Genomic DNA, 25972 nt, shown 5'->3' on the forward strand with positions numbered 1-25972 from the left:
CCATCTCCGGCCGGGGATGACAGTGCGGAGCGAGAGAGGATTCCATGAGCGAGTACAGTGCGGTCGAAGGCTTGAAACAGGTGCAGGAAAGCATCCGGCGCGCCGCCTCCGATCATGGCCGCGACCCGTCCGGGATCACCCTCGTGGCGGTCTCGAAGACCTTTCCGGCGGAAGAAATCGAGCCGGTGCTCGCCGCCGGCCAGCGGGTCTTCGGCGAGAACTACGTGCAGGAGGCCAAGGCCAAATGGCCGCGCTTGCGCGAGCGCTTTCCCGACGCGGAGCTCCACATGATCGGCCCGCTCCAGTCCAACAAGGCCAGGGAGGCGGTGGAGCTCTTCGACGTGATCCACACCCTCGACCGTCCGTCGCTCGCCGAGGCGCTGGCGAAGGAGATCGCCAGATCCGCCAGGAAACCGTGCCTGCTCGTGCAGGTGAACACCGGCGAGGAGCCGCAGAAGGGCGGCGTGATCCCGACCGAGATCGATGCCTTTCTCGAGGCCTGCCACAGCAGGTACGGCCTGCAGATCGAAGGCCTCATGTGCATCCCGCCGGCGGAGGACCCGCCGTCGCCCCATTTCGCCCTGCTCAACACGATCGCCGGGCGTCACGGCCTCCCCATGCTCTCCATGGGCATGAGCGCCGATTTCGACGCCGCGATTCAGCTTGGCGCCACCCATGTGCGGGTCGGCAGCGCGATTTTCGGGGCAAGGTCTCGACCGTCGAAATAGAACCGGCTCATTTCTCGGCCCTCATCCTGAGGAGCAGACGCAGTCTGCGTCTCGAAGGAGCTTCCAGAGAGTACTGGATCCTCCTTCGAGACGGCCGCTTCGCGGCCTCCTCAGGATGAGGTTGATGAAGGGACGGTTTCTTCGCTCGTCTCAACCCCGCTCGCTGTCCAGCATGCCCATCTGCGCTGCCGGATAGCGGTCGCCGGCCGCTGCGCCCTTGGGGACGATCCGGTCGATGGCCGCGAGATCCTTCTCCGTCAGCCTCACGTCGAGCGCAGCGAGAGCCTCGCTGAGTCGGTCGCGGCGGCGGGCGCCGACGAGGGGGATGATGCTGTCTCCCTGCGCCGCCACCCAAGCGATGGCGATCTGGGCAACACTGACGCCCTTGGCCTCGGCCAGACGCCGGAGACCTTCGACCAGCGCGAGGTTCTTCTCGACATTGCCCTCCTGGAAGCGGGGGCTATGGGTGCGGAAATCGCCCGGGCCGGCGGTCTCGCCCTGCCAATGGCCGCTGATCAGCCCGCGCGAGAGCACCCCATAGGCCGTGATGGCGATGCCGAGTTCGCGGCAGACGGGCAGGATGGCGTCCTCTGGCCTACGCGAGATCAGGGAATACTCGATCTGCAGGTCGCAGATCGGGTGCACGGCGGCGGCCCGGCGGATGGTCTCGGGGCCGACCTCGGACAGCCCGATATGGCGCACATAACCCGCCTTCACCATGTCGGCGATGGCCCCGACGGTGTCCTCGATCGGGACATTCGGATCGAGCCGCGCCGGGCGGTAGATGTCGATGTGATCGATCCTCAGGCGCTGCAGGGTATAGGCGAGGAAGCTTTTGACGGCCTGCGGCCGGGCGTCGTAGCCGAGCCAGGCTCCGGCCGGATCGCGCATGGCGCCGAATTTGACGCTGATCACGGCCCGATCCCGGTCGCGGCTCTGGAGCGCTTCGCCGATCAGCATCTCGTTATGGCCCATGCCGTAGAAATCGCCCGTATCGAGCAGGGTGATGCCGGCCTCCAGGGCCGCATGGAGGGTGGCGATGCTCTCGGGCCTGTCAGCCGGCCCGTACATGCCCGACATGCCCATGCAGCCGAGCCCGAGGGCGGATACGGCGGGACCGGTTTGTCCCAGGCGGCGGTGTTGCATCCGATGATCTCCCGAAAAATCTCTGCCGGCGACCTTTCGCCGGCATCAACGGATCATGCCCGCTTCCTGTTCGTACGATAATCCGGCATAACCAGAACAGGCTGTTTGGATAATCGAACAATGAGCGATGTGGATCTCGCGGATCTCGAATCCTTCGCGGCGGTGGCGCGGGCACGCTCCTTCCGCAGCGCGGCCCGCGTGCGCGGCGTCTCGGCCTCGTCCTTGAGCGAGGCGCTGCGCCGGCTGGAGGCCCGGCTCGGGGTGCGGCTTCTGAACCGGACCACCCGCAGCGTGACGCCGACGGAAGCCGGGCAGCGGCTGCTGGAACGTCTGAGCCCTGCTTTGAGCGAGGTCGCCGCCGCGCTCGATGCGGTGAACGGCTTTCGCGATTCGCCGACCGGGACGCTGCGGCTCAACGTACCGACGGCCGTGTCCCGCCTGGTGCTGCCGCCGATCATCGGACCGTTCCTGGCGGCCCATCCGGGCATCGCCGTGGAGGTGATCACCGAGGACAGCTTCGTCGATGTTCTGGCGGCCGGATTCGACGCGGGCATCCGCTATGACGAGCGGCTCGAGAAGGACATGATCGCCGTGCCCATCGGCCCGCGCGTGCAGCGCTTCATGGTCGCCGGCGCGCCGGCTTATTTCGCGGCCCACAGCCGTCCAACGCATCCGAAGGACCTTCTGAACCACGCCTGCATCCGCCATCGCTTCGCCAGCGGCGTGATGCACCCCTGGGAGTTCGAGCGCGACGGCGAGATCGTGAGGATCACCCCCACGGCCCGGGTGATCGCCAACAGCATCGACCTGGAGGTCGCCGCCGCGATCCAGGGGCTCGGCCTGATCGCCACCTTTGCGGGATTCATCGAGCAGGAATTGAAGAGCGGCGCCCTGGAGCCGGTGCTGGAGGATTGGCAGCAGCCCTTCTCCGGGCCCTTCCTCTACTATCCGAGCCGCCGCCACATGCCCGCGCCCCTGCGCGCCTTCGTGGATTTCATCAAGCGCAGGCCCGATCCCGGCACGGGCGTCGTTGCATCCGTGGCGGTTTCCGGCTAAGCCTCTCATCCGGATCACCATTCGAACCAGGGAGGGCTGCATGTTTGAAGCTGTGCATCAACACAAGTTCGGACCCTGGAACGCCCTGCAGCAGCTTGTTGCAGGGCCGGCCATCGAACGGATCTGACAGCTTTCACTCTGTCTCCATCTCATTCTGGTCAGCTCTGAACGGCTCAATCGCGCCTGCGGCTCCGCAAGGATCCAGCGCGTCTGACACGTTCCAGATTTTTCGCGCTCCCTTGAGGCCATTGCCCGAGCGCGCTGCACCAGTGAGATTTTTCAATGGCATCCCTGAGCCTTCGCAATGTCGGCGTCATTGCCCACACACCCCTGTTCCGGAACCTGAGCCTCGTCATCGGCGAGGGCGACCGCCTCGGCCTCGTCGCGGCCAACGGCGCCGGGAAATCGACTCTTCTGAAATGCCTTGCCGGCCTTGCCGAACCGACCGAGGGAGACATCATCCGCGCGCGAGGCCTGCGCGTGGCCCTCGTGGAGCAGGACGTTCCCGCGAACCTGCTCGACCTTTCCCTCCACGACGTGCTGCATCGGGCGCTGCCACCAGGTGAGCGCGAGGGGCAGGAATGGCGGGTCGACATGGTGCTCGACGAATTCGAAACGCCCGCCGACCTGCGCAGCCTCCCGATGCGCGCGCTCAGCGGCGGCTGGCAGCGGCTGGCGCTGATCGCACGCGCGTGGATCACGCAGCCCGATCTGCTTCTTCTCGACGAGCCCACGAACCATCTCGATCTCGAAAAGCTCTTCAAGCTGGAGGCGTGGGTCAACGCGGCGGGCTATACCGCGCCCATCGTGGTGGCGAGCCACGACCGCGATTTCCTCGATGCCTGCACGACGAAAACCCTTTTCCTGCGGCCGGAGGAATCCGTCTCCTTCGCGCATCCCTATCGCCGCGCCCGCGTGCTGCTCGACGCGCATGATTCAGCCGCGCAGACGCAGCGCGAGAAAACCCTGCGCGAGGTGAAGCGCCTGCGCCAGAGCGCGCAGGAATTGCGCAATGTCGGCATCAACAGCGGCAGCGATGCGGCGCAGATCAAATCCGCGCAGATCAAGCGCCGCGCCGATGCCCTGGAGCAGAGCGCGCGCGCCGTGCACAGGGAACGGCCGGGCGAGATCCGGCTGGGCAATCGCGGCACCCATGCGCGGGTGCTCGTGGCGCTGGAGAATGTCACCGTGCAGACGCCGGACGGGCGAAAGCTCTTTGCGATTCCAAGGCTCGACGTGGGCCAGGGCGACCGCATCGTGGTGCTCGGACGCAACGGCGCGGGCAAGTCGCAACTCGTCCGCCTGCTGCACGAGGCGATGAGGTTGCCCGAGGGTATGCCCGGCATCCGGATGAGCCCGAGCCTCGCCCTCGGCTATGTGGATCAGGACATGCAGCAACTGCCTCGGCAGGCCACTGCGCACGATTTCATCCTGTCGGAGTTTCGCCTCGGCGATCAGCGCAGCCGCGCGGTCCTGGCGGAAGCGGGCTTTTCCATCGAGAGGCAGGGGCTTCCCATCGCAAAACTGTCGCCGGGTCAGAGGGCACGGCTCGGCCTGCTCGCCTTGCGCCTGTCCGAGCCGAACTTCTATCTCATGGACGAGCCCACCAACCACGTGGACATACCCGGCCGCGAGCAGCTGGAATCGGAAGTCCTCGACGCGCAAGCCACCTGCATCGTCGTGTCCCACGACCGCAGCTTCGTGAAAACCATCGGTACCCGCTTCCTGCTCATCGACAAGGGCCGGATGCGCGAGATCGACGGGCCGGAGACGTTCTACGACAGCGTGGTCGGGTGAGGGACGAGAGCCGCGCTTGATTTAGGTGCGGAAGTGAAATTGAGTGAAAGACGTCATGGCCGGCCTCGTGCCGGTGATCGCGATGAGATGAGGCACTGAGCTTTTCCTCATCGGGATGGCCGGGACAAGCCCGGCCATGACGCGAGGGGAATGAGGGCTCATGGTCACCCCACGATCTCGATCCGCGTGTTCGGCCCGATCCGTTCCAGCAGGCGGCGGATCATGCGTCTGTCGACGGCGACGCAGCCTTCCGTCGGCAGGAAGCCCGGGCGGGCCAGATGCAGGAAGATGGCGCTGCCGCGGCCTCGCCTGACCGGGCCGCGGTTCCAGGCGATGTCGAGCACCACGTCGTAGAGGTGATCGTCCCGCCACATTTTTTCATGACCGGTGGGGCAGGGCAGCGGGACGAGGCGGTTGTACCGGCGATCCCTCACGTCGTCGGACCACCCGTCCGTCGGACGGATCGGCCTCACCTTCAGGCCCGTCCGGGGACGGGGACCATGGTCGGGACGGTAGAATGCCTGCAGGATCCTGAAGCGCCCGACCGGCGAGGCGCCGTCACCCTCGCGCTTGGCGCAGGCCGTCCCGGAGCGTCCCAGCGCGCAGGGAATGACGAGGTTGCCCGCCGTAAGACGCCCGCGCCTGTGGTCTAGCGGCGAGCGAAAGACACGGATGACATTGACGCGAGAGAGTTTCATGGGCAGTGGAAGGGATGGAAGGTCCCTCTTGTTGTCAAGCTGGGAATGACTACTCTTATGCATCGGGCATGATCCAAAGCTCAAGGCTCGCGCCGGCCGAAGGCCAGGCGGCGATTTTCGGTCCGGGATCGTGCGCGGCGATAAGAGGGCGGGCGAACCGGCCTGAGGTCAAGAGGGGCCCGCTTCTCGAAGGCCGCTTATGCGACTTTTGCAGTTCATCGTGTCGAAGGGTTTGAGATGTCGAATGCCAGCCGCCTCCTCGTCGTCGATGACGATCAGGACCTGCGCGACACCCTAGCCGAACAGCTCGGATTCTATGACGAGTTTCAGGTTGCGACCGCCGAGACCGCCACGGGCGCCATCGACGCGGTGAAGGGGGACCGGATCGATCTCGCCATCATGGATGTGGGCCTGCCCGACATGGACGGGCGCGAGGCCGTCAAGGTCATGCGCCAGAACGGCTTCCGCAGCCCGATCATCATGCTCACCGCCCAAGGCTCCGATACCGATACGGTGATGGGCCTGGAGGCGGGGGCGAACGACTATGTGGTCAAGCCGTTCAAGTTCGCCGTGCTGCTCGCCCGCATCCGGGCGCAGCTGCGCCAATACGAGGCGAGCGAGGATGCGGTGTTCCAGATCGGGCCGTACATCTTCCGCCCGGGCTCGAAGCTGCTCACCACCGACAAGGGCTCCAAGCTCAAGCTCACCGAGAAGGAAACGGCGATCCTGCGCTATCTCTACCGCGCCGGTCAGGCGGTGGTCGGGCGCGACACCCTGCTCACCGAGGTCTGGGGCTACAATTCCAACGTCACCACGCACACCCTCGAGACGCATATCTACCGCCTGCGTCAGAAGATCGAGTCCGATCCGTCCAATGCCAGCATCCTAGTCACCGAGCCCGGTGGCTACAAGCTGATCCCGTAAGAGCATCATGGCGCTCGACGACGACATCGCGGTCTTAAGCCAGGCGCCCCTGTTCAACCTGCTGGAGCGGGACGCCCTGCGCCTCGTGGCCTTCGCGTCGGAGAGCCGGACCTACCGGGAAGGCGACGTGCTGTTCAAGAAAGGCGACCGCTCCGACGGCGGCTATGTGGTGAGCCGCGGCGCCATCGCGCTCGATGCCAAGGATGACGGCTCGCCGGAGACGTTCCTGGCCGGTCCGGGCTCCCTCATCGGGCAGGCGGCCCTGTTCGCCCGCATCGAGCGCCGCGCGACGGCCACCGCCCGCGAGCCCTCCGGCATCATCCGCGTGACCCCGAGCCTGATGCGCCGGGTGCTGGAGGAATTTCCGGACGCCGCCGCTTCCATCCACGAGGCCATGGCGGAAGAACTGACCCGACTCACGGAAGGTCTGGAGCGGGTCCGCCAGCAGCTCATCGCCATCGACGGCGGGGAACTCCCGGCCGTGCCGCCGGATGAGGCGTGAGGAGCAAGCTCCTCACGCGGCCTTCACGTCGGTCAGGAAGACGTCGACCTCGCGGCTGAGGTTCTCGGCGTAGCGGGCGAGCTCCTGCGCCGCGTCAAGCACCTGGGTTGCCGCGGCACCCGTCTCTCCGGCCCCGTGCTTCACGCTCTCGATGCTCTCCGTCACCTGGCCGGTGCCCCGGGCGGCCTCCTGGACGCTGCGCGAGATCTCGCCCGTGGTGGCGCCTTGTTCTTCCATCGCGGCGGCGATTCCGGTCGAAATGGAGGAGATCTGGTCGATGACGGTCTGGATGCCGTGGATCGCGCCGACGGCTTCCTGGGTGGCACCCTGGATCTGGGCGATCTGCGAGCCGATCTCCTCGGTGGCCTTGGCAGTCTGGGTCGCCAGGGTCTTCACCTCGGAGGCGACCACCGCGAAGCCCTTGCCGGCCTCGCCGGCGCGGGCCGCCTCGATGGTGGCGTTGAGCGCCAGCAGGTTGGTCTGGGCGGCCAGATTGTTGATCAGCGTGATCACGTCGCCGATGCGCTCGGCGCTGCTCGACAGGGCCTGCACGATGCCGTTGGTCCGCTTGGCGCTCTCGACGGCCTCGAACGAGATCTGGGACGACTGGGTGATCTGCCGGGCGATCTCCCGGATCGAGATCGACATCTCTTCCGTGGCTGCGGCGACGGTCTGCACGCTGCTCGAGGTCTGCTCGGCTGCTGCCGCCACGCTGACGGATTGCCGGTTGGTCCGGTCGGCCGTGGTGGTCATGGTCCGGGCGGTCGCCTCCATTTCCGAGGCCGCGGCGGCCAACCCCTGGGTCAGGGCCGAGACATTGGCTTCGAACTGGCGCGTCAGCGCGTCGAGCTTCATGGCGCGCTGCAGCTTCGCGTCGCTCTCGCTGGCCTGCTCGACGGCGAGCCGCTGACGTTCAGCCGTGTTCTCGCGGAAGATTTCCACCGCGCGGGCCATCTCGCCGATCTCGTTCTTCCAGGCGAGGTAAGGAACCGTCAGCGCGGTCTCTCCGTGGGCCAGGCTTTGCATGGTGCCTGCCAGCTTCGGAATCGACCGGAACAGCATCCGGGCCGACAGGATCGCCGCGAGGGTCAGCACGAGGACGGCGGCGAGGGAGACCATCCCCATCTGCCACAGGAGGCGGCTCGCCGAGGCCTCGAGGGCCGTGACCTGGAACCCGCTGCCGAGGACGCCCAGAACCTGTCCGCTCTGGCCGAAGACGGGCAGGTTCACCAGGAGATAGTCGTTACCGAGAATCTTGGCCTTGCCCACATAGGTTCCGCCCGCCGACACGATGGGGAAGATGACGCCGTTGCGGTCCATGGCGGTGCCGACGGCGCGGGAACCGTCCGGATTGCGCATGTTGGTGGCACGGCGAACGAAGTTTCCGCTCGTCCTGTCCTTCACGAACAGGGTCGCCGGAGCCTGCGTCGCCTCGGCGATCCGGTCGGCGAGCTCGTCGCTGTAGAACACCGCGTCGTCGTTCACGGTGATCCCGGTGACGGCGCCCGCGGCATCCTTCTTCACCGCAAGATTGTCGATGGAGCCGCGCAGGATGCCCACGAAGGTGCGCACATTGGATTGCAGCTGCGCCAGCGCCTTGGTCTCGACGTCCGAACGGGTCTGAAGAGACACGACCGCGAAGAGAGAGGCGGCGGTCATCACGACGAACGCCACCATGGCGGCCGTGGTGAGGTGGGAAAGCTTCCGATGGGCGAGGAACTGCACGGTTATTTACCTTAGGGAAATTCGTGCGGAAGCCTTCGCAAAAACCGGTTAACAACCCGTCAAAAGCCGTGGAGAAGAGCCTCTTTTACCGTTCCAGGACGATTCCCGAAGGAGCAGACCCGCGCCTCATGCCCGCTCGTCGGCGAGCGGAAACGCGATGGTGCAAATCACCCCGGACGGGTCGAAGTCGATCCGGACGGATCCGCCGAGTTCCTGAGCCAGGCCGCGCTCGATCAGACGGGTGCCGAAGCCGCGGGCGGATGGCGGCTGTACGGTCGGCCCGCCATTCTCGTCCCAGCGAAGCGTCACCTCCTTGCCGTCCGCGGCGAGGTCCCACGAGATCGAGATCCAGCCGGACGGCACCGAAAGCGCACCGTATTTCAGCGCGTTCGTCAAAAGCTCGTGGACCGCCATCGACAGGGGCAGCACCTGGCGCGGAGGCAGCTTGATCGCGGGGCCGGACAGGGCGAAGCGCTGCAGATCCACGCTCTCGAAGGGAGAGATCGCCTGATGCACGATGGTGCGCAGCTCGGCGCTGTCCCAGCTCTCCAGCGTCAGCACGTCGTGAACCCGCGCGAGCGCCATCAGCCGGCTCTCCAGCCTCTCCTGGGCATGGTCCAAGGTCTCGGCGTTCTTGAGCGACTGGAACGCGATGGACTGCACGGTCGCCAGGGTGTTCTTCACCCGGTGGTTCAGCTCGTTGATCAGCAGGCCCTGGTGGTCGAGCGCCCGCTTGTGATCGGTGATGTCGATGGCCTCGCTGAAGATTCCGATCACACGGCCCTCGGCGTCCTTCATCGGCTGATAGATGAAGTCGAGGAAATGTTCTTCGGGAGAACCGTCGGTGCCGTTGGACAGCAGCACGCGCTGGCCGCGGCCGATATGCGGCCGCCCGGTCCGGTAAACCTGGTCCCGCAGCTCGAAGAAGCCCTGGCCCGCGAGTTCCGGCAGGGTCTCCCGCATGGAATGGCCGATCCGTGCCCGCTCCTCGCCCACGAAGCGGCGATAGGCGTCATTGGCCATTTCCAGCACATGATCGGGCCCGCGGACGACGCTCATCATGCTCGGCATCTGCCGGAACAGGGTGTGCAGGTGCTCCCGCTCCGACCGGAGATCGGCCAGGGTCTCGTCGAGCTCGAGCTGCGAGCCGATCAGCTCGGCGAAGAGCCGCAGGGTCTTCAGGGTCTTGGGGTCGGACAGCTTGGCCGGCTTGGGATCGAGCGCGCAGATGGTGCCGAAGATTTCGCCTGAGCGCAGGATGATTGGAACCGCGATGTAGCTTTCGAAGCCGTACATCCTGGGCGTCCGGTGCGTACAATAGACCTGGTCCGTGCTGGCCTGATCAATCACGATGGGTGTGCTGGAGGCGCGGATCTCCGAGCAGAAGGTGGTCGCGACCTCCAGCGTTCCGCCCACGGGAAGGCCGAAGCCGATCCGGTCGAGCACCGCGCAGGCCGTCCAGGAGGTCTCGGTTACCCGGGCCACGGCCCCGAAACCGAGGCCGGTGCTGTCCAGCACGAGTTCCAGAATGGAGGAGACCGCATCGATACGGCCGACCGCCTCGACCACCGCGCTCTCGTCCTGCTCTGTGGCCGGCTCGTTGCGAGCGGCGGCATTCCCTTGTGTCATGGGAAGACCATAGCAGAGATTTTCAAGTATAGAACACTCGCCTTGCCCATCCCGTGTCAAAGCAGCGCAGAGTTTTTACGTCGAGCGACGAATGAATAAAGGTTAGTCGGTGTTTAGCGCATCGTGCGGACCCGGTTTTCGCTGATGCGGCCCTCGGGGTCCGCACGATGCGCCCGTTCAGACGGATGAGCATCGGAATGGATCCCAAAAGTGCCAGTCCGCTTTTGGGTCCGATGCTCTAGGATGCCAACATCTCTTCGATGAGCAGAACCACCTGAGCGGCTTCTTCGAAGGTGGCCAGCCGGTTGGCGCGGCCTTCCAGGAGCAGGCCGAGTTCCGCAATCTGCCCGGCATCTCCCCGCGACGGTGCGATATTCCCGCTCTCATGAGTCAGGCGGTACCATTCGCTCATGACGGCCGAACTCCTGGAGCCTCTGACCTCGAAGCGATTGAACTCGTCTTCGCTGCCGGCCACGGCGCCGTCGATGGTCATGGTCGCGGCCGCAAATCGAAGCACCGCATGGACGCGGGTCTCCGTCCCGGTTTCTCCCCGTTCGACAGAGCATTCGATCAGCCGCCCCGGGCCGAACAGGCGCAGGGCCAGGAAGACGAAATGAGAGACGACCTCACGCGTGAAGCCGCCTTGCTCGGGTCGTGCCAGCCACGTGGTCGCGCCCTGCTGCCACCCCCTCGGCCATTGCCGGAAGCGCAGGGTCAAATGGGCCGAGAGATCGTCGCCGAGCGTTCCGGTCTCGACCAGTTCCTTGAGACGAACCGCCGCCGGAGCCGTTGCAAAGGGAAAATTGACCGCGGCCGGAATGCCCGCCTGGGTCACGACGTCGACGCAGGCGCGGGCTGCTCCCGGTGCGGCCGCCAGGGGCTCCTCGCAGAAGAGAGCCTTTCCGGCACGCGCAACCGATCTGACGATATCCTCGTGGGTCAGAGGAGGTGTCGCCACATAGACGCATTGAACGGATGGATCGGTGACGAGCCCGGCAAGGCTGTCGACCATCGGAACCGTCGTTTCGGTGGCCGCCGGATCGTAGGCCCCGACGATCCTGAAGGCGGCATTCGCGTTGAAACCTTCCGCGAGCCGCCGGCCCATCGTGCCGAGCCCGACAATCCCGATGCCATGCATGAGCGTTCTTTCCGCAAGAGGATCCTTGCCGGCCGGCCGGCTTACAGTTCCAGCACCGCCGTGACGGGCGCGTGGTCGGAGGGGCGCTCCCAGCCGCGGGTCTCGCGGGTGACGTCGATCGACCGCAGGGTGTCCTTCATGTCCTTCGACAGCCAGATGTGATCGAGCCGTCGGCCCTTGTCGGCGGCGGCCCAGTCCGGCGAGCGGTAGCTCCACCAGGAGTAGATCTTCTCCGGCTCCGGGCGCAGGACCCGCATGGCGTCGATCCATTCCGCCTCCTGGCGCAGCTCCTCGAGCGCTTCCGTCTCGACCGGCGTATGGCTCACCACGTCGAGGAGCTGCTTGTGGCTCCAGACGTCGTGTTCGAGCGGGGCCACGTTGAGATCGCCGACCAGGATCGCGGGCGCCGAGGTGGGCTTCGAGCGGCCGCCCCAGCTGCGCATCTCGGCCATGAAGTCGAGCTTGTGCCTGAACTTCTCGTTGAGCCCCGGATCGGGGATATCGCCGCCGGCGGGGACATAGAAATTATGAATCGTCAGGCCTGCCGCGGCCTTGGCCTCCCGGCTCAAGGTGACGGTGATGTGGCGCGCATCCTGGCGGCCGCACATCTCCATCACGCCGGTTTCCGTGAACGGATAGCGGGACAGGATGGCAACACCGTTATAGCCCTTCTGGCCCATATGGACGACGAAGGGGTAACCGAAGGCCTGCAGTTCCTTCAGGGGCAGCTTGTCGTTCGGGCATTTGGTTTCCTGCAGGCACAGGATATCGGGACGCCGCTCCTTCAGGAAACGGCCCACCTGGTCGATGCGCAGGCGAACGGAATTGATGTTCCAGGTCGAGACGGTCAGTTGCACGGGAAGGCCCTCGGAAAATCCCTTCCGGCTACGACAGATTTTCGCCGGAGGGAAGGGCGTTGCTGTCGTCTCTCACTCTCGACAGGAGGGAAGCCCTCGGCTTCCCACTCTCCCCCCGTCATCACCGGCCTTGTGCCGGTGATCTCGATCGGTGAGGCGCCGCGCTTCTCTTCATCCGGATGGCCGGCACGAGGCCGGCCATGATGTGGTGGCCGTGGTATCCTTTAAGGCATTCGCGGCCACGGATAAGCCTATCCCACGCTCTCACTTATTCCCGCCGACGAGGATGTCGTACTGGATCTTGAACAGATCCTGGTCGATCCGGCGGCCGCGTTCGCTCCTGCCCAGCACCACCATTGTCTGGAAGCCCTGCGCATCGATGATGCGCCACTGGTTCAGGTTTTCCACCTGGCCGTCGAAATAGAGGGTGATGCGGGAGGTGCCGCCCAGCGTCGAGGAGTCCTCCAGGCTGATTCGCACCGAATCGCCATCGTTGACGATGCCCGTGATCCTGATGTCCTGGCCGAGATTGACCTGTTCGCGCAGGAGGAATTTCAGCGGCGTCTGGGAGATCGAATAGAGGTCCTGGGTGGCGAGCTTGCGATCGCGCACGGCCACTGACCGGCCGTCGGCAATCACCTGGAGGGCGGCCGGCGGATCGTATTCGAACCGCACCTTGCCGGGACGCTGGAGGTAGAGGGTGCCGCCCTGCCGTCGGCCGTCGCCGCCCACCTGCGTGAAATCGGCCACCAGGGTGCTCAGGTTCGTGAAATAGGCATTGGCCCGCTCCACCACCGCGTTGTTCGAAAGCGGCTGGCGCAGGGCCACGGGCTCCACGGCGGCGGTCACGATGGGCCTGGGCGCGATGGCGATGGGTTCCGGTTCGGGCGCTTCGCGAGCCTCCGCCATGGCGGCGCGGCTCGGCGGGAGGGGCGCGGTCGCGGCCAGGACCTGCTCCGCATTGGCCGGCCTGGGAATGACCGGCCGGGACGACGGGGCAGTGGCCGACGGGGACGTGGCACGATGAAAGAAGGAGGTCGGCAGGTGAGGCGGCGAAGCGGTGAAGATTTGGGCGGCAGCGGGGCGGGCGGGAGCCAGGATCATCTCGATCGGAAGCGTCTGGGCCATGGCCGGCAGGGCACCCGCGCAGAGGGCCGTCACCAGGCTGGCAAGAGGGATGGGACGCATCCGATTCGATCTCCTTCGGAACCATCTTGGGCCATGTCCAATGGCCAAGCAGCGGTCACTGATGACGCAGGGCAGAGGCCAAGGTTCCGACGAAGCCTTAATCGTCTCCCATCCCGGGGGTTTCAAGCAGAATCTCGCGTTTTCCGGCGTGGTTTGCGGGACCGACGATGCCCTCGTGCTCCATGCGCTCCATGAGCGAGGCGGCGCGGTTGTAGCCGATCTGCAGCCGGCGCTGGATGTAGCTCGTCGACGCCTTCNATCTCGCGTTTTCCGGCGTGGTTTGCGGGACCGACGATGCCCTCGTGCTCCATGCGCTCCATGAGCGAGGCGGCGCGGTTGTAGCCGATCTGCAGCCGGCGCTGGATGTAGCTCGTCGACGCCTTCTTGTCGCGCAGCACCACCGCCACCGCCTGGTCGTACAGGTCGCCACTGGGGGAGCCGAACTCGCCCTGGTCGAACACCGGCGCATCCGCCCCGGCCCCGCCGCCCTCGTCCTCCTCGGCCGTGACCGCCTCGAGATATTGCGGCCGGCCCTGGCGCTTGAGATGCGCCACCACCTTCTCCACCTCCTCGTCCGAGCAGAACGGCCCGTGCACCCGGGTGATGCGCCCGCCGCCGGCCATGTACAGCATGTCGCCCTGCCCCAGAAGCTGCTCGGCGCCCATCTCGCCTAAGATCGTGCGGCTGTCGATCTTCGACGTGACCTGGAACGAGATCCGGGTCGGGAAGTTCGCCTTGATCGTGCCGGTGATCACGTCCACGGACGGCCGCTGCGTCGCCAGGATCACNCCCATCTCGCCTAAGATCGTGCGGCTGTCGATCTTCGACGTGACCTGGAACGAGATCCGGGTCGGGAAGTTCGCCTTGATCGTGCCGGTGATCACGTCCACGGACGGCCGCTGCGTCGCCAGGATCACGTGGATGCCGGCCGCTCGGGCCATCTGGGCCAGGCGCTGGATCGCGCCTTCGATCTCCTTGCCGGCCACCATCATCAGGTCGGCCATCTCGTCGACGATCACCACGATGTAGGGCAGAGGATCGAGATCCATCACCTCGTCCTCGTAGATCGCCTCGCCGGTCTCGCGGTCGAAGCCGGTCTGCACCGTGCGGGTGATGGTCTCGGCCCGCGCCTTGGCCTCGACCACGCGGGCGTTGAAGCCGTCGATGTTGCGCACGCCGAGCTTGGACATCTTGCGGTAGCGGTCCTCCATCTCGCGCACCGCCCATTTGAGCGCGACGACCGCCTTCTTGGGGTCGGTGACCACGGGCGTGAGCAGGTGCGGGATGCCGTCGTAGACCGAGAGCTCGAGCATCTTCGGGTCGACCATGATCAGGCGGCACTCGGCCGGCGAGAGCCGGTAGACCAGGGACAGGATCATGGTGTTGATCGCCACCGACTTGCCCGACCCGGTGGTGCCGGCGACCAAGAGGTGCGGCATGCGGGCGAGATCGGCGATGACGGGCTCGCCCCCGATGGTCTTGCCCAGGCACAGGGCGAGCTTCTGCTTCGAGGTCTCGAAGTCCTGGGAGGCGAGCAGCTCGCGCAGGAACACGGTCTCGCGCTTGTGGTTGGGCAGCTCGATGCCGATGGCGTTGCGGCCCTGCACCACGGCCACGCGGGCCGAGACCGCGCTCATCGAGCGCGCGATGTCGTCCGCCAGCGAGATCACCCGCGACGACTTCGTCCCAGGCGCCGGCTCCAGCTCNTCGCGCTTGTGGTTGGGCAGCTCGATGCCGATGGCGTTGCGGCCCTGCACCACGGCCACGCGGGCCGAGACCGCGCTCATCGAGCGCGCGATGTCGTCCGCCAGCGAGATCACCCGCGACGACTTCGTCCCAGGCGCCGGCTCCAGCTCATACAACGTCACAACCGGACCGGGATTGACCTTGGTGATGGCGCCCCGGACGCCGAAATCTTCCAGGGTGCCTTCGAGCAGAGCGGCGTTCTGCTCCAGCGCCTCGGCCGAGATCGTCGGGACGGATGGCCGTTTCGGCTCGGCCAGGAGGTTGAGCTGGGGCAGCTGGTAATTCTCTTCGTCGAGCATCGAAGGCTGCGCCTCGCGGGCCATGCGCTTGCCGGGCTTCGGTGCCGCATGCGCCGGTCCGACGCGCGCCGGCATCGGCTCGGGCCGGGCCGCCGGGCGCAGTGAGGGCAGGGCGACGTCGTCCCCGTCCCAGCCGGCTTCGTCCTCGTCATGCATCGGTACGGAAGCCGGCGCGGGCCGCGGGCGGGCGGGGGCGCCCTCGAGAACGGGCTCGCGCCGCAGGCCGGGCTGGCGGGACGAGCGCTTCGCCTGGGCGGGCATGTCCTCGCAGTCCTCGTCGAGGGCGGAGCGGCGGTTTTCCTTCCAGCGCCGGGCACTGGCGCGCAGGCTCATGACGCCATGGGCGAGGGCGCCCAGCGAGACGATGCCCCAGCCCGGCTCGTCCTGGGTGATTTCCTCGGCCTCGTCCCAATCCTGGATCCTGCGCCGCCTGACGGGCTGGCGGTCCTCGAATTCCTCCGGCTCCTCGTGGTGCCGCTCCTCCGCCGCGCCGAGACCGCAGGCGGCCGTGAGGCTGAAGATCGCGATGCCGGCGAACAGGAAGCCGAGCACGGCGCTGGCGGAGCCGCTGGAGAGACCCGTGATGGCCTTCGCCCCGGCCAGGATTGCATCGCCGACCACGCCGCCGAGGCCCGTCGGCAGCGGCCAGCTCTGCGTCGGAGGCAGGGCGCCGGCAAGGGCCGTCGCGGCACCCGCGCCGATGACCCAGAGGGCCAGGCGGAGCTGCAGGCGGCCGAGATCGCCCGATTTCATGAGCCGCCAGCCCCACAGGGCCAGGGGCAGCACGGCCGCGATGGCGCCGAGCCCCAGCAGCTGCATCAGCAGGTCGGCCACGATGGCACCGGGCCAGCCGAGAAGGTTGCGGACGGGAAGATCGGTGGCGTTGTTGAGGCTCGGATCGTCGACCGACCAGGTGGCGAGCGCCACCGCGACCGCTCCGGAAACGGCGATCAGGCACAGGCCCGTCAGCTCTTGCGCCCGGCGGGCCAGGAAGGCTCGGAAGGCGCTGAAGAGGCCATCATAGGCGGAAGAAGAACGGCGGGCCGTACGCATCAAACCACTCTAAAAACCATAGGACGGGACAATGTTGCCCGATGCTAGCGAAGCCGGGTTAAGGGTCCTTTAACCGTAAGTGCATCGTGCGGGAAAAGTGGGGCCGGGATGCCGGCTCATGCGGCTCCGACCTCATCCTGAGACTCCGCTCCATCATCGAAGCCACCCGCCGCCCCTTCCCGTCGCGGGGAGGGCGGCGGGTGGTGCGACCGGGTCGAACCGTCCCGTCATGGCCGGCCTCGTGCCGGTGCCGGCGTGCAGAGGCGGCTCGTGCCTGGGATCAGATGCCGCCTCCGAGGCCCTCGGGCTTTTTTCCGCTGTTGACCTTCAGCTTTCAAAAGACCAGTGTCCCGGCCATGACACGCAAAGGGCCCCGGACCGGTTGGACGCGCGCCGCCATCGTGGCGGTGATGGCCTATGCGTTCGTCCTGCAGGCCCTGCTTCTCTCCGTCGGGGGCGCGTTCCATGCGGCAGCGGCGGCCGAGGCGCAGGGGATCATCTGCGTCCAGGATGGTTCTTCCGACGGCCTCTCCGCACCGGACCACGGGCCGAAGAAAGCCCACGAGACCCTCTGCTGCACCTTGAGCTGTCACGGTTCGGGCGTGGCCGAGCCGGTTCCGTTGACGTCCCTTCTCGACCGGTTCGCGCCCGTTGCCGTCGCGAACCAGCGGCCGGCCGGTCCACCGCACCTGCGTCTCACCTCCGACGTCCTGCCCCTGGGATCGCGCGCGCCGCCGCGCCTCGGCTGATTGCCGTTCGATTCGATCCCACAGCATCTCCCAAGGACGTTCCTGATGACTTCGTCACGCTTCGGCGGCGCTCTGACCGCTGCCGCTCTTCTGATTTCCTCGCCCGCCTTCGCCCATGTCACCTTCGAGAACGGGCAGGCGGCGCCCAATTCCACCTACAAGGCGACCTTACGCATCCCCCATGGCTGCGACGGCAAGGCGACCCTCAAGGTGCGCGTCCGCATCCCGGAAGGCATCGTGGCCGTCAAGCCCATGCCGAAGGCCGGCTGGAAGCTGGAGACCACCAAGGGCTCCTATGTGAAGGCCTACCAGGTCAAAGGCGAGGCGGTATCCGAGGGCGTGACGGACATCGTTTGGACGGGCTCCCTCGACGATGCCCATTACGACGAGTTCGTGTTCCAGGCCCGCTTCACCGCCGCCTATCAGCCGGGGGCGACGGTCTATTTCCCCGTGGTGCAGGAATGCGACGGCGCGACCGAGGAATGGACCCAGGTGCCGGCCGCGGGCGAGGATCCGCACGGCCTGAAATCGCCGGCGCCCGGCGTGCGGGTCGCAGGAATTGCCACCGCGGCGCAGCCCGTGAAGGCTGGTCCGCTGAATCTCGAACAGCCCTGGTCGCGGGCGACGCCCGGCGGCGCCAAGGTCGGCGGCGGATATCTGCGCATCACCAATACCGGAGCCGATTCCGACCGGCTGATCGGCGGCTCGTTTCCGCTCGCCTCCAAGGTCGAGGTGCATGAGATGCGCATGGAGGGCGACGTCATGCGCATGAAGCCGGTCGAGGGCGGGCTCGAGATCAAGCCGGGCGCCACCGTGGAATTGAAGCCGGGCGGGTATCATCTCATGTTCATGGACCTGAAGGAGCCGCTGAAGGAAGGCCAGAGCGTCAAGGGCACGCTCGTCTTCGAGAAGGCGGGTTCCGTCGAGGTGGAATACGCGGTGCGCGGCATGGGCGGCGCGGCGCCGGCCGAGCACAAGCACTAGAACGGGAGCCCGGTGATGAATCTCAAACGTCTCCTCGTGCCGCTCCTCGTCTTCACCACCGGTCTCCTGGTGCTGGTGGTGACGGCGGGCCTGCTACTGTTCCCTTCTCAACAGCAGCAGAGCGCCGGCAAGGTGCCGATCGGCGGACCGTTCAAGCTCGTAAGCCATGAGGGCAAGCCGTTTACGGAGGAGAACCTGAAGGGCAAGCCCTTCGTGGTGTTCTTCGGCTTCACCCATTGCCCCGAGGTCTGCCCGACCACCCTCTACGACCTCACGCAGGACATGGCGGCCTTAGGCAAGGATGCCGAGAAACTACAGGCGGCCTTCATCACCGTGGATCCGGCGCGCGACACGCCGGAGCTGATGAAGACCTACCTGGCGTCCTTCGATCCGCGCATCGTCGGCCTGTCGGGGACCGAGGAGGAGATCGCGGCGGCCGCCCGCGCCTACAAGATCTATTACCGCAAGGTCCCGACGGAGGGCCAGGACTACACCATGGATCATTCGGCGACCCTGTTCCTCATGGACGGCAAGGGCGAGTTCTACGGCACGTCCAACTTCCAGGAGCCGGAGGAGACCCGGCGGGCGAAGCTGAGGCAGTTGATCAAGAACGGGTGAGGTGAATCCTCCCTCTCTCGACGTCATCACCGGCCTTGCGCCGGTGATCCCGATTGCTGGGGGCGCTGCGCTTTTCATGATCGGGACGGCCGGGACACGCCCGGTCATGACGAGGTGAGTTCATCCAATCGAACGCAAAGAAAAGCCCCGGCCGTGAGGACCGGGGCTTCTCCGTTCGAGCCTCTGGAAGGCTTCGTTGCTGCTGCACCCGAGCTGGGGTCTCGACGTTCCCTCGGGCGCTGCAGGGTTCGGCTCAGTAGTTATAGGCGCGCTCGCCGTGGTCCGCGAGGTCGAGGCCTTCGCGCTCCTGATCCTGCGTGACGCGCAGGCCGACGATCAGGTCGGTGATCTTGTAGAGCACCACGGACCCGATGCCGGTCCACACCAGGGTGACGACCACCGCGATGATCTGCGTCCAGACCTGGCCGCCGATCGAGTACTCGCCGACGCCGTAGCCGCCGAGCGACGGTGCCGCCACGATGCCGGTGCCGATGGCCCCGATGATGCCGCCGACGCCGTGGATGCCGAACACGTCCAGCGCGTCGTCATAGCCGAGCGCGTTCTTCACCGCCGTGACCGCGTAGTAGCAGACTGCGCCGGCGACCAGGCCGAGCACGATGGAGCCCATCGGTCCGGCGAGGCCAGCCGCCGGGGTGATGGCCACGAGGCCCGCGACCGCCCCCGACGCGATGCCGAGCAGCGAGGCCTTGCCCTTGGCCATGGCTTCCACGGTCATCCAGGCGAGGCCGGCGGCGGCGGGCGCCACGATGGTGTTGAGGAGCGCAAGAGCAGCACCCCCGGTGGCCTCGAGGTTCGAGCCTGCGTTGAAGCCGAACCAGCCGACCCACAGCATGCAGGCGCCGACGAACGTGAGCGTCAGGGAGTGCGGGGCGAGCAGGTCGCGGCCATAGCCGATGCGCTTGCCGATCATGAGGGCGCCGACGAGGCCGGCCACGCCGGAGTTGATGTGGACGACGGTGCCGCCCGCGAAGTCGAGAGCGCCGAGGCCGAAGAGATAGCCTTCCGAGAACCACACCATGTGGGCGATGGGGAAATACACGAAGGTGACCCACAGGCCCGTGAACAGCATCACGGCCGAGAACTTGATCCGCTCGGCGAAGGCGCCGACGATCAGCGCCGGGGTGATCGCCGCGAAGGTGAGCTGGAAGGCGATGAAGACCATCTCCGGAATGGCGACGCCCTTGGTGAAGGTGTCGGCGGTGGAATCGGTGGTCACGCCGGCTAGGAACGCCTTGGAGAAGCCGCCGATGAAGGCGCCGAGGCCCTCGCCGCCGGACGTGAAGGCGAGCGAGTAGCCGTAGGTGACCCACAGGATCGCCACGAGGGAGAACACCGCGAAGACCTGCATGAGCACGGACAGCATGTTCTTGGTGCGCACGAGGCCGCCGTAGAACAGCGCGAGCCCCGGGATCGTCATGAGGATCACGAGGATCGTCGAGACGAGCATCCAGGCGGTGTCACCCTTGTTGACCGTGGGGGCGGCTGCGGCGGCATCCTGTGCCAGCGCGGGATCGAAGAGTGCGAGGCTTAATCCCAGCGCACCGAGCGCCGGCAGGAGGAGAGGACGGAACTTCATCGGATTCAAACTCCGGAATGATCGAATGAATGGAATCAAAGGGCGTCGATGTCGGTCTCGCCCGTGCGGATACGGACCGCCTTCTCGAGCGAGGTGACGAAGATCTTGCCGTCGCCGATCTGGCCGGTGCGCGCGGCCGCCGTAATCGCGTCGATCACCTGGTTCACCAGTTCGGTCGCCACCGCGACCTCGATCTTCAGCTTCGGCAGGAAGCTCACCGCATATTCGGCGCCGCGATAGATCTCGGTATGACCCTTCTGCCGTCCGTATCCCTTCACCTCAGTCACGGTAAGGCCGTGCACGCCGAGAGCGGTGAGCGCGTCGCGCACCTCCTCCAGCTTGAACGGCTTGATGACCGCCATCACGATTTTCATGGGTTAGGCCCCCTTTTGAGACGTCCGCCCGACAACTCAGGCGGCGGTTTCCAATGTGAACCCGGCCTCGCGGACAGGTGTCGGGGGAATTTACGCAAGAAACATGCCAAGCTTTGGCGACCTGGGAAAAGGGCGGCTGCCTCTTTCCTAGGCAGCCGAAGCTGGGCTATAAAAGCGCCTCTTTGATTAAATTTTAGGCAGAAAACCTCAGGCTCGACGCACGCGAATGAGCCCTTCCTGAGCAACCGAGGCGACCAGGGTCCCATCCTGCTTAAAAATGAGTCCGCGTGACAGGCCGCGGGCGCCGCCGGCGCTCGGGGTGTCCTGCGCGTAAAGCAGCCACTCGTCGGCCCTGAAGGGGCGGTGGAACCACATGGCGTGATCGAGGCTTGCCGGCTGGATTTCCGGCTCGAAAACCGTCCGCCCGTGCGGGATGAGGGACGTGTCGAGGAGCGTCATGTCGGACGCATAAGCCAGCACGCATTGGTGGATGGCGGGGTCGTCCGGCAGGCGCCCGGTGGTCTTGATCCACACATGGAAGCGCGGCTCGCCCGGCTCACGCGACATATAGCGGTTGAGTTCCACCGGCCGGATCTCCAGCGGGCGCTCGCGCTCGTAATAGGTGCGCATGGGCTCGGGCATCTTGAGGATCAGGCCGCCCTTCACCTCCTCCTCGCTCGGGAGTTCGTCGGGGCCCGGCACCTTCGGCATGTCGGCCTGATGCTCGAAGCCCTCCTCCTCGCGGTGGAAGGAGGCCGACATGGCGAAGATCGCATGCCCGTGCTGGATCGCCAGCACCCGGCGCGTACTGAAGCTCTTGCCGTCGCGGATGCGTTCCACCTCGTAGATGATCGGAACCTTCGGATCGCCCGGCAGCATGAAATAGCAGTGGAGCGAATGGGGCGGGCGCCCATCGACTGTCCGGGTCGCGGCGACCAGCGCCTGCCCGATCACCTGCCCGCCGAACACGCGCTGCCATCCGCTCTTCGGGCTCTGCCCGCGAAACAGATTCACCTCGAGCTGTTCGAGGTCGAGAATGGAGAGAAGATCGGTGACGGCACGGGACATGGGTTCAAGGTCCTTCGATCGGCAACAGCCATCCATCGGTGAGCGCTTCGAGAAGGTCAAGCTTGACGCTGGTCAATGAATGGCAGACACCCACCTATAAGATCCAGAGCCGGAAAGTTTCTTCGGCACACGCATTTTCCAGCGGCGAATGGAATCCACTTGCCCGAAAATGCCATGGGAGAAAGACCGATGAGCGCAGCAGCGGGGATGGAGCGACCGCGCATCGTCATTGCGGGCGGAGGGCTCGCCGGGCTGTCTCTGTCGCTGGCGCTCAAGAAGGCGCTCGCCGGCGGGGTCGACGTGGTCATGTGCGATCCGGCGCTCAGGCGCGATCCCCATGGGGACAAGCGCTCCTATGCCATCGCGGCAGCGGCGCGGCGGATGCTGGAGGCACTCGATATCTGGGCCGGGGTCGCTGACCGGGCCCAGCCGATTCTCGACATGGTGATCACCGACAGCCGCCTGCAGGATCCGGTGCGGCCGACCTTCCTCACCTTCGCGGGCGATGTGGACGGGAGCGAGCCCTTCGCGCACATGATCACGGCGGGCGATCTGACCGCCGCCCTGCTGGAGGCCTGCCGCGGGGCCGGGGTCGATCTGCGCTCCGAGGGCGTGAAGGGCTTCGCGGTCCGCGGCGTCCACACCGAGATTGCCCTCACGGATGGCGATAGCCTGCAGGCCTCGCTGCTCGTCGCGGCCGATGGCGGGCGCTCGCGCCTGCGCGAGCAGGCCGGCATCGGCTGGATCTCGTGGCCCTATCGGCAGTCCGGCATCGTGGCGACCATCGCCCACGAGCGCGATCACGAGGGCAAGGCCTTCGAGCATTTCCTTCCCGCCGGTCCTTTCGCGATCCTGCCGCTCAAGCCGGAGCCGCAGGCCGACGGCAGCCTCAAGCACCGCTCCTCCATCGTCTGGACGGAGCGCAACGAGAACGTGCCGGCCTTGCTGGAATCGCATCCCGAGGACCTGCTCGTCGAGCTCGAGCGCCGCTTCGGGCTGCAGCTCGGAAAACTCGCCTTCGAGACCAAGCCGCAGGCTTTTCCGCTGTCCTTCGGCGTGGCGCGGTCCTTCGTGGCCGAGCGGCTGGCGCTTCTCGGCGACGCCGCCCACGTGATCCATCCCATCGCCGGCCAGGGACTCAATCTCGGCCTGCACGATGCGGCGGCCTTGGCCGAGATCATCACCGACGCCATGCGGCTCGGCATGGATCCGGGCGCGGCCGACGTGCTCGATCAGTACGAACGGGCGCGGCGCACAGACATCACCACGATGGGCATGATGACGGACGGTCTCAATCGCCTGTTCTCCAACGACGTCCTGCCCGTGCGCCTGATCCGCGATCTCGGGCTCGGCCTCGTCGACCGGATGCCGGGCCTGAAGCGCTTCTTCATCCGCGAGGCGGCAGGAATCCGCGAGCGGCAGCCGAGGCTGTTGAGGGGCGAGGGGCTGTAAGGGCAACTTCTGAAACTCCGAAGAGCCCTCGTCCCGAGGAGGCCATGAGGCCGTCTCGAGGTCCGGACTTTGTCCAGGCCCGAGGGCGTCTCCAGTGCTCTCTGGACCCGCCTTCGAGACGCCACTTCCAGCGGCTCCTCAGGACGAGGGCTGCAGCGTTGTACGGCCTTTAGCTCACCCTGCCGTGCTCGTGCCGGCACTGCTCATGATCGGCCAGCACCTGGATGATCCGGCATTCGCCCACCTGCCCATGCCGGCAATCGTCGAGCATGTGGCGCAGTTCGGAACCGAGAAGCTGGAGCTGGGCGATGCGGCGCTCGACGCTCTCCAGATGCCGGAGGACGATCCGGTCGGCCGGCTCGCAGGGCTGCTCCGGTGCCGCGCTCAGGCTCAGAAGCTCGCGGATGGCCTCCACGTCGAAGCCGAGCTCCCGCGCATGGCGGATGAAGCTGAGGCGGGACACGTCCTCGGCTCCGTAGCGGCGCTGCCGGCCCTCCGTGCGCGGCGGGGCGGGGAGGAGGCCGATCTGTTCGTAGTAGCGGATGGTCGGCACCTTCACGGAGACCCGGCGGGACAGTTCTCCGATGGACAGATTCGTCATTTTTCCTCTTGAACCTCTAGTCGCTAGAGATTGTACGGCTTTTCTCCTCGAAGGAAAGGAGAGCCGAATGAGCGATTCGTGTGACCATCACCATGGAGCATGCTGCTCCTCGCACGAGCACCAAACGCACGAACACGCCACCCATCCGGCGAAAGCCCACGGCCCTGCGGAGACGGCCTGCGGCTGCCATGGTGGCGTGCCGGTCTTCGACGGGCTCGATCCCCGCTACAAGCGCGTGCTCTGGACCGTAATCGCGATCAATGCCGCCCTCTTCGTCACGGAAATCGTGGCTGGCCACGTCGCGCGCTCCCAGGCCCTGCAGGCGGATGCGCTCGACTTTCTCGGCGACACCGTCACCTACGGCCTGAGCCTCGCGGTGATCGGCGCGTCCCTGCGCGTCCGTGCCAGCGCGGCCCTGTTCAAGGGATTGAGCCTGTCGCTCATGGGAGCCTGGGTGCTGGGCTCCACGCTCTACCACGTGCTGATCCTCGGCCTGCCGCGGGCGGAGATCATGGGCGGGATCGGGATCCTGGCGCTCGCCGCCAATGTGTCGAGCGTGCTCCTGCTCATGCGCTACAAGGATGGGGACGCCAATGTGCGCTCGGTCTGGCTGTGCTCGCGCAACGACGCCGTCGGCAACGTCGTGGTCATGGCGGCGGCCGGTGCGGTCTGGTGGACCACGAGCGCCTGGCCCGACCTGATCGTGGCCGGCATCATGGCCGGCCTGTTCCTGTCCTCGGCGGTGCAGATCCTGCGACAGGCCTGGGCCGAGTACCGCAGCGCCGGGTCGGACGCCGCCGTCCCGGCTGAATGACGTAACGATGAGGGTCAGGCGGAACGTCTGGCCTCTCTTCGACCCGGGAGGAGGTCAGCCTTCCCTTTGTTGATGTAATAACGTAATAATGTGCCCAGTGTATCGCCGGACCGCTGGGGCACATTCATGACCAATCGAATTTATGACTCGCTAGACGATCTGCCGGCGCCCGGCACCGAGGCGTTGATCCAGCTCGCCGACACGGTTGCTGGAAGCACCATCATCGACATGGCTCTCGAGAGTGCCACCGGGGCGATCTTCCAGGCCGCAGGCAAGCAGCGCATCACGGTCGGCAGCAGCGGCTCCGTCCGGGGCAATACCTACAGTCTGCACCTTCAGGGGATCGACAGCAGCGTGATCAATGATGGCGTGATCGGCCAGATCGCGATTTCGCAAAGCGACTTTACGACCGATGTCGGCATCCGCTTTTCCGGCGCCGGACTGGGCTCGGTGACGAACTTCCAGACGATCAAGGGCGCCGTCGGCATCGAGATCGCGTCGACCTCGACCTCGGCCAAGCTGGAGCTGCTCAATTCCGGTACGATCGAGACCACTGGTCTCGCCGTGATCGGCGGCAAGGGAGGCGACCGGATCGTCAACACGGGCACCCTCAAGACCACCGCCGTCACGCCGGGAGCCGCTGCCCTGAGCCTGGGAGAGGGCGACGACCTCTATGACGGCCGGTCGGGCACGGTCGTTGGGATCATCGACTTGGGAGACGACGATGACATCGCTTATGGCGGCACCGGCAGCGAGACCTTTTCCGCTGGAAAAGGAAGCAACGTCATCGACGGCGGAGGAGGTCACGACACCTTCATCCTCGGGATCGGATCCAACACCGTCAATGGCGGCAGCGGCACCGACACAATCGATTATTCAGGCGTGACGTGGCCATCGACCCCGTCGAGCGGCTTTACCATCAATCTCTCGTCCGGCTCCGCCTTCGGCAACGGGCACTCGGATACACTCGCCAACATCGAACACGTCATCGGGAGCGATCGAGCGGACACGATCACCGGCAATTTCCTCGCCAACAGCATCAAAGGCGGCGATGGCGACGATATCCTGGATGGCGGCTCCGGCGATGACACTCTGGACGGCGGTAGCGGCAACAATACCGTACGGTTTTCGGGCTCGACCGCGGCGACCGTGGATCTCTCGAAGGCCGATGCTCAGACGACAGGATACGGCACCGACAAGCTGATCGACATCCAGAACCTGTAAGGCGG

23 protein-coding genes and 2 pseudogenes are annotated in these 25972 nt (G+C 66.2%); 11 read left to right on the forward strand and 14 right to left on the reverse strand.

Going from position 1 to position 25972, the window contains the following annotated elements:
* Positions 1-44 precede the first annotated feature (44 nt).
* Entirely contained in the window at positions 45-728 is a 684-nt protein-coding gene (locus KHP60_RS13510; protein WP_213564827.1) for a YggS family pyridoxal phosphate-dependent enzyme, read from the forward strand.
* Between the two features lie 150 nt (positions 729-878).
* On the opposite strand, the gene KHP60_RS13515 is transcribed toward KHP60_RS13510, so the two are convergent.
* Positions 879-1874 carry an aldo/keto reductase gene (locus KHP60_RS13515; RefSeq protein WP_213564828.1) on the reverse strand — a complete coding sequence of 332 codons (996 nt, stop codon included), beginning with the start codon at positions 1872-1874 and terminating at the stop codon, positions 879-881.
* Between the two features lie 120 nt (positions 1875-1994).
* Here KHP60_RS13515 and KHP60_RS13520 point away from each other — a divergent pair, with 120 nt between their 5' ends.
* Positions 1995-2930 (forward strand): LysR family transcriptional regulator, encoded by a 936-nt coding sequence (locus tag KHP60_RS13520; RefSeq protein ID WP_213564829.1) that lies wholly within the window; start codon positions 1995-1997, stop codon positions 2928-2930.
* A gap of 282 nt (positions 2931-3212) precedes the next feature.
* Positions 3213-4727: an ABC-F family ATP-binding cassette domain-containing protein gene (locus KHP60_RS13525; protein WP_213564830.1), complete on the forward strand. Its 1515-nt coding sequence runs from the start codon at positions 3213-3215 to the stop codon at positions 4725-4727.
* A 164-nt stretch (positions 4728-4891) separates the two neighbouring features.
* On the opposite strand, the gene KHP60_RS13530 is transcribed toward KHP60_RS13525, so the two are convergent.
* Positions 4892-5425, reverse strand: a complete 534-nt coding sequence (locus KHP60_RS13530; protein ID WP_213564831.1) for a L,D-transpeptidase — start codon at positions 5423-5425, stop codon at positions 4892-4894.
* Positions 5426-5662: 237 nt separating this feature from the next.
* Here KHP60_RS13530 and KHP60_RS13535 point away from each other — a divergent pair, with 237 nt between their 5' ends.
* Positions 5663-6349 (forward strand): response regulator transcription factor, encoded by a 687-nt coding sequence (locus KHP60_RS13535; protein WP_213564832.1) that lies wholly within the window; start codon positions 5663-5665, stop codon positions 6347-6349.
* A 7-nt stretch (positions 6350-6356) separates the two neighbouring features.
* Complete coding sequence (locus KHP60_RS13540) at positions 6357-6851, forward strand: cyclic nucleotide-binding domain-containing protein (protein ID WP_213564833.1); 495 nt, start codon at positions 6357-6359, stop codon at positions 6849-6851.
* Between the two features lie 12 nt (positions 6852-6863).
* On the opposite strand, the gene KHP60_RS13545 is transcribed toward KHP60_RS13540, so the two are convergent.
* The 8 genes and pseudogenes from KHP60_RS13545 to KHP60_RS25855 all read right to left on the reverse strand — a co-directional run.
* Positions 6864-8576, reverse strand: a complete 1713-nt coding sequence (locus tag KHP60_RS13545) for a methyl-accepting chemotaxis protein (RefSeq protein WP_213564834.1) — start codon at positions 8574-8576, stop codon at positions 6864-6866.
* A 126-nt stretch (positions 8577-8702) separates the two neighbouring features.
* Positions 8703-10205, reverse strand: coding sequence for an HWE histidine kinase domain-containing protein (locus KHP60_RS13550; protein WP_213564836.1), 1503 nt, complete (start codon positions 10203-10205; stop codon positions 8703-8705).
* Between the two features lie 238 nt (positions 10206-10443).
* Entirely contained in the window at positions 10444-11343 is a 900-nt protein-coding gene (locus KHP60_RS13555; RefSeq protein WP_213564838.1) for a Gfo/Idh/MocA family protein, read from the reverse strand.
* 41 nt (positions 11344-11384) lie between these two features.
* Positions 11385-12200 carry an exodeoxyribonuclease III gene (gene xth, locus KHP60_RS13560; protein WP_213564840.1) on the reverse strand — a complete coding sequence of 272 codons (816 nt, stop codon included), beginning with the start codon at positions 12198-12200 and terminating at the stop codon, positions 11385-11387.
* 264 nt (positions 12201-12464) lie between these two features.
* Positions 12465-13388, reverse strand: coding sequence for an outer-membrane lipoprotein carrier protein LolA (locus tag KHP60_RS13565; protein WP_213564842.1), 924 nt, complete (start codon positions 13386-13388; stop codon positions 12465-12467).
* 97 nt (positions 13389-13485) lie between these two features.
* The gene (locus KHP60_RS25845) at positions 13486-13626 is read right to left on the reverse strand and encodes a DNA translocase FtsK (protein WP_213564871.1); all 141 of its coding nucleotides are present in this window, start codon (positions 13624-13626) and stop codon (positions 13486-13488) included.
* A gap of 22 nt (positions 13627-13648) precedes the next feature.
* Positions 13649-15469 (reverse strand): annotated as a pseudogene (locus tag KHP60_RS25850) (DNA translocase FtsK); the annotation flags it as partial.
* 489 nt (positions 15470-15958) lie between these two features.
* Positions 15959-16486, reverse strand: a pseudogene (locus KHP60_RS25855) (DNA translocase FtsK 4TM domain-containing protein); the annotation flags it as partial.
* A 356-nt stretch (positions 16487-16842) separates the two neighbouring features.
* Between KHP60_RS25855 and KHP60_RS13580 the strand changes: the two are divergent.
* From KHP60_RS13580 to KHP60_RS13590, 3 genes are read left to right on the forward strand one after another with little or no spacing between them, the layout of a single operon-like run.
* Entirely contained in the window at positions 16843-17235 is a 393-nt protein-coding gene (locus KHP60_RS13580; RefSeq protein ID WP_213564844.1) for a DUF2946 family protein, read from the forward strand.
* Positions 17236-17280: 45 nt separating this feature from the next.
* Positions 17281-18219 (forward strand): DUF1775 domain-containing protein, encoded by a 939-nt coding sequence (locus tag KHP60_RS13585; protein ID WP_213564846.1) that lies wholly within the window; start codon positions 17281-17283, stop codon positions 18217-18219.
* A 15-nt stretch (positions 18220-18234) separates the two neighbouring features.
* Positions 18235-18837, forward strand: a complete 603-nt coding sequence (locus KHP60_RS13590; RefSeq protein ID WP_213564848.1) for an SCO family protein — start codon at positions 18235-18237, stop codon at positions 18835-18837.
* 253 nt (positions 18838-19090) lie between these two features.
* On the opposite strand, the gene KHP60_RS13595 is transcribed toward KHP60_RS13590, so the two are convergent.
* The 3 genes from KHP60_RS13595 to tesB form a co-directional block, all read right to left on the reverse strand.
* Positions 19091-20434, reverse strand: a complete 1344-nt coding sequence (locus tag KHP60_RS13595) for an ammonium transporter (RefSeq protein ID WP_213564850.1) — start codon at positions 20432-20434, stop codon at positions 19091-19093.
* A gap of 35 nt (positions 20435-20469) precedes the next feature.
* Complete coding sequence (locus tag KHP60_RS13600; protein ID WP_213564851.1) at positions 20470-20808, reverse strand: P-II family nitrogen regulator; 339 nt, start codon at positions 20806-20808, stop codon at positions 20470-20472.
* 207 nt (positions 20809-21015) lie between these two features.
* Entirely contained in the window at positions 21016-21876 is an 861-nt protein-coding gene (gene tesB / locus KHP60_RS13605; protein ID WP_213564852.1) for an acyl-CoA thioesterase II, read from the reverse strand.
* A 189-nt stretch (positions 21877-22065) separates the two neighbouring features.
* Between tesB and KHP60_RS13610 the strand changes: the two genes are divergently transcribed.
* On the forward strand, positions 22066-23328 hold the full coding sequence (locus KHP60_RS13610; protein ID WP_213564853.1) for a ubiquinone biosynthesis hydroxylase: 1263 nt from the start codon (positions 22066-22068) through the stop codon (positions 23326-23328).
* Between the two features lie 169 nt (positions 23329-23497).
* On the opposite strand, the gene KHP60_RS13615 is transcribed toward KHP60_RS13610, so the two are convergent.
* The gene (locus tag KHP60_RS13615; RefSeq protein WP_213564854.1) at positions 23498-23929 is read right to left on the reverse strand and encodes a helix-turn-helix domain-containing protein; all 432 of its coding nucleotides are present in this window, start codon (positions 23927-23929) and stop codon (positions 23498-23500) included.
* 67 nt (positions 23930-23996) lie between these two features.
* Here KHP60_RS13615 and KHP60_RS13620 point away from each other — a divergent pair, with 67 nt between their 5' ends.
* On the forward strand, positions 23997-24743 hold the full coding sequence (locus tag KHP60_RS13620; RefSeq protein WP_213564855.1) for a cation transporter: 747 nt from the start codon (positions 23997-23999) through the stop codon (positions 24741-24743).
* A gap of 126 nt (positions 24744-24869) precedes the next feature.
* Entirely contained in the window at positions 24870-25967 is a 1098-nt protein-coding gene (locus tag KHP60_RS13625) for a calcium-binding protein (protein WP_213564856.1), read from the forward strand.
* Positions 25968-25972 lie beyond the last annotated feature (5 nt).

This window comes from Microvirga sp. 3-52, from assembly GCF_018383585.1.
Classification (GTDB): domain Bacteria; phylum Pseudomonadota; class Alphaproteobacteria; order Rhizobiales; family Beijerinckiaceae; genus Microvirga.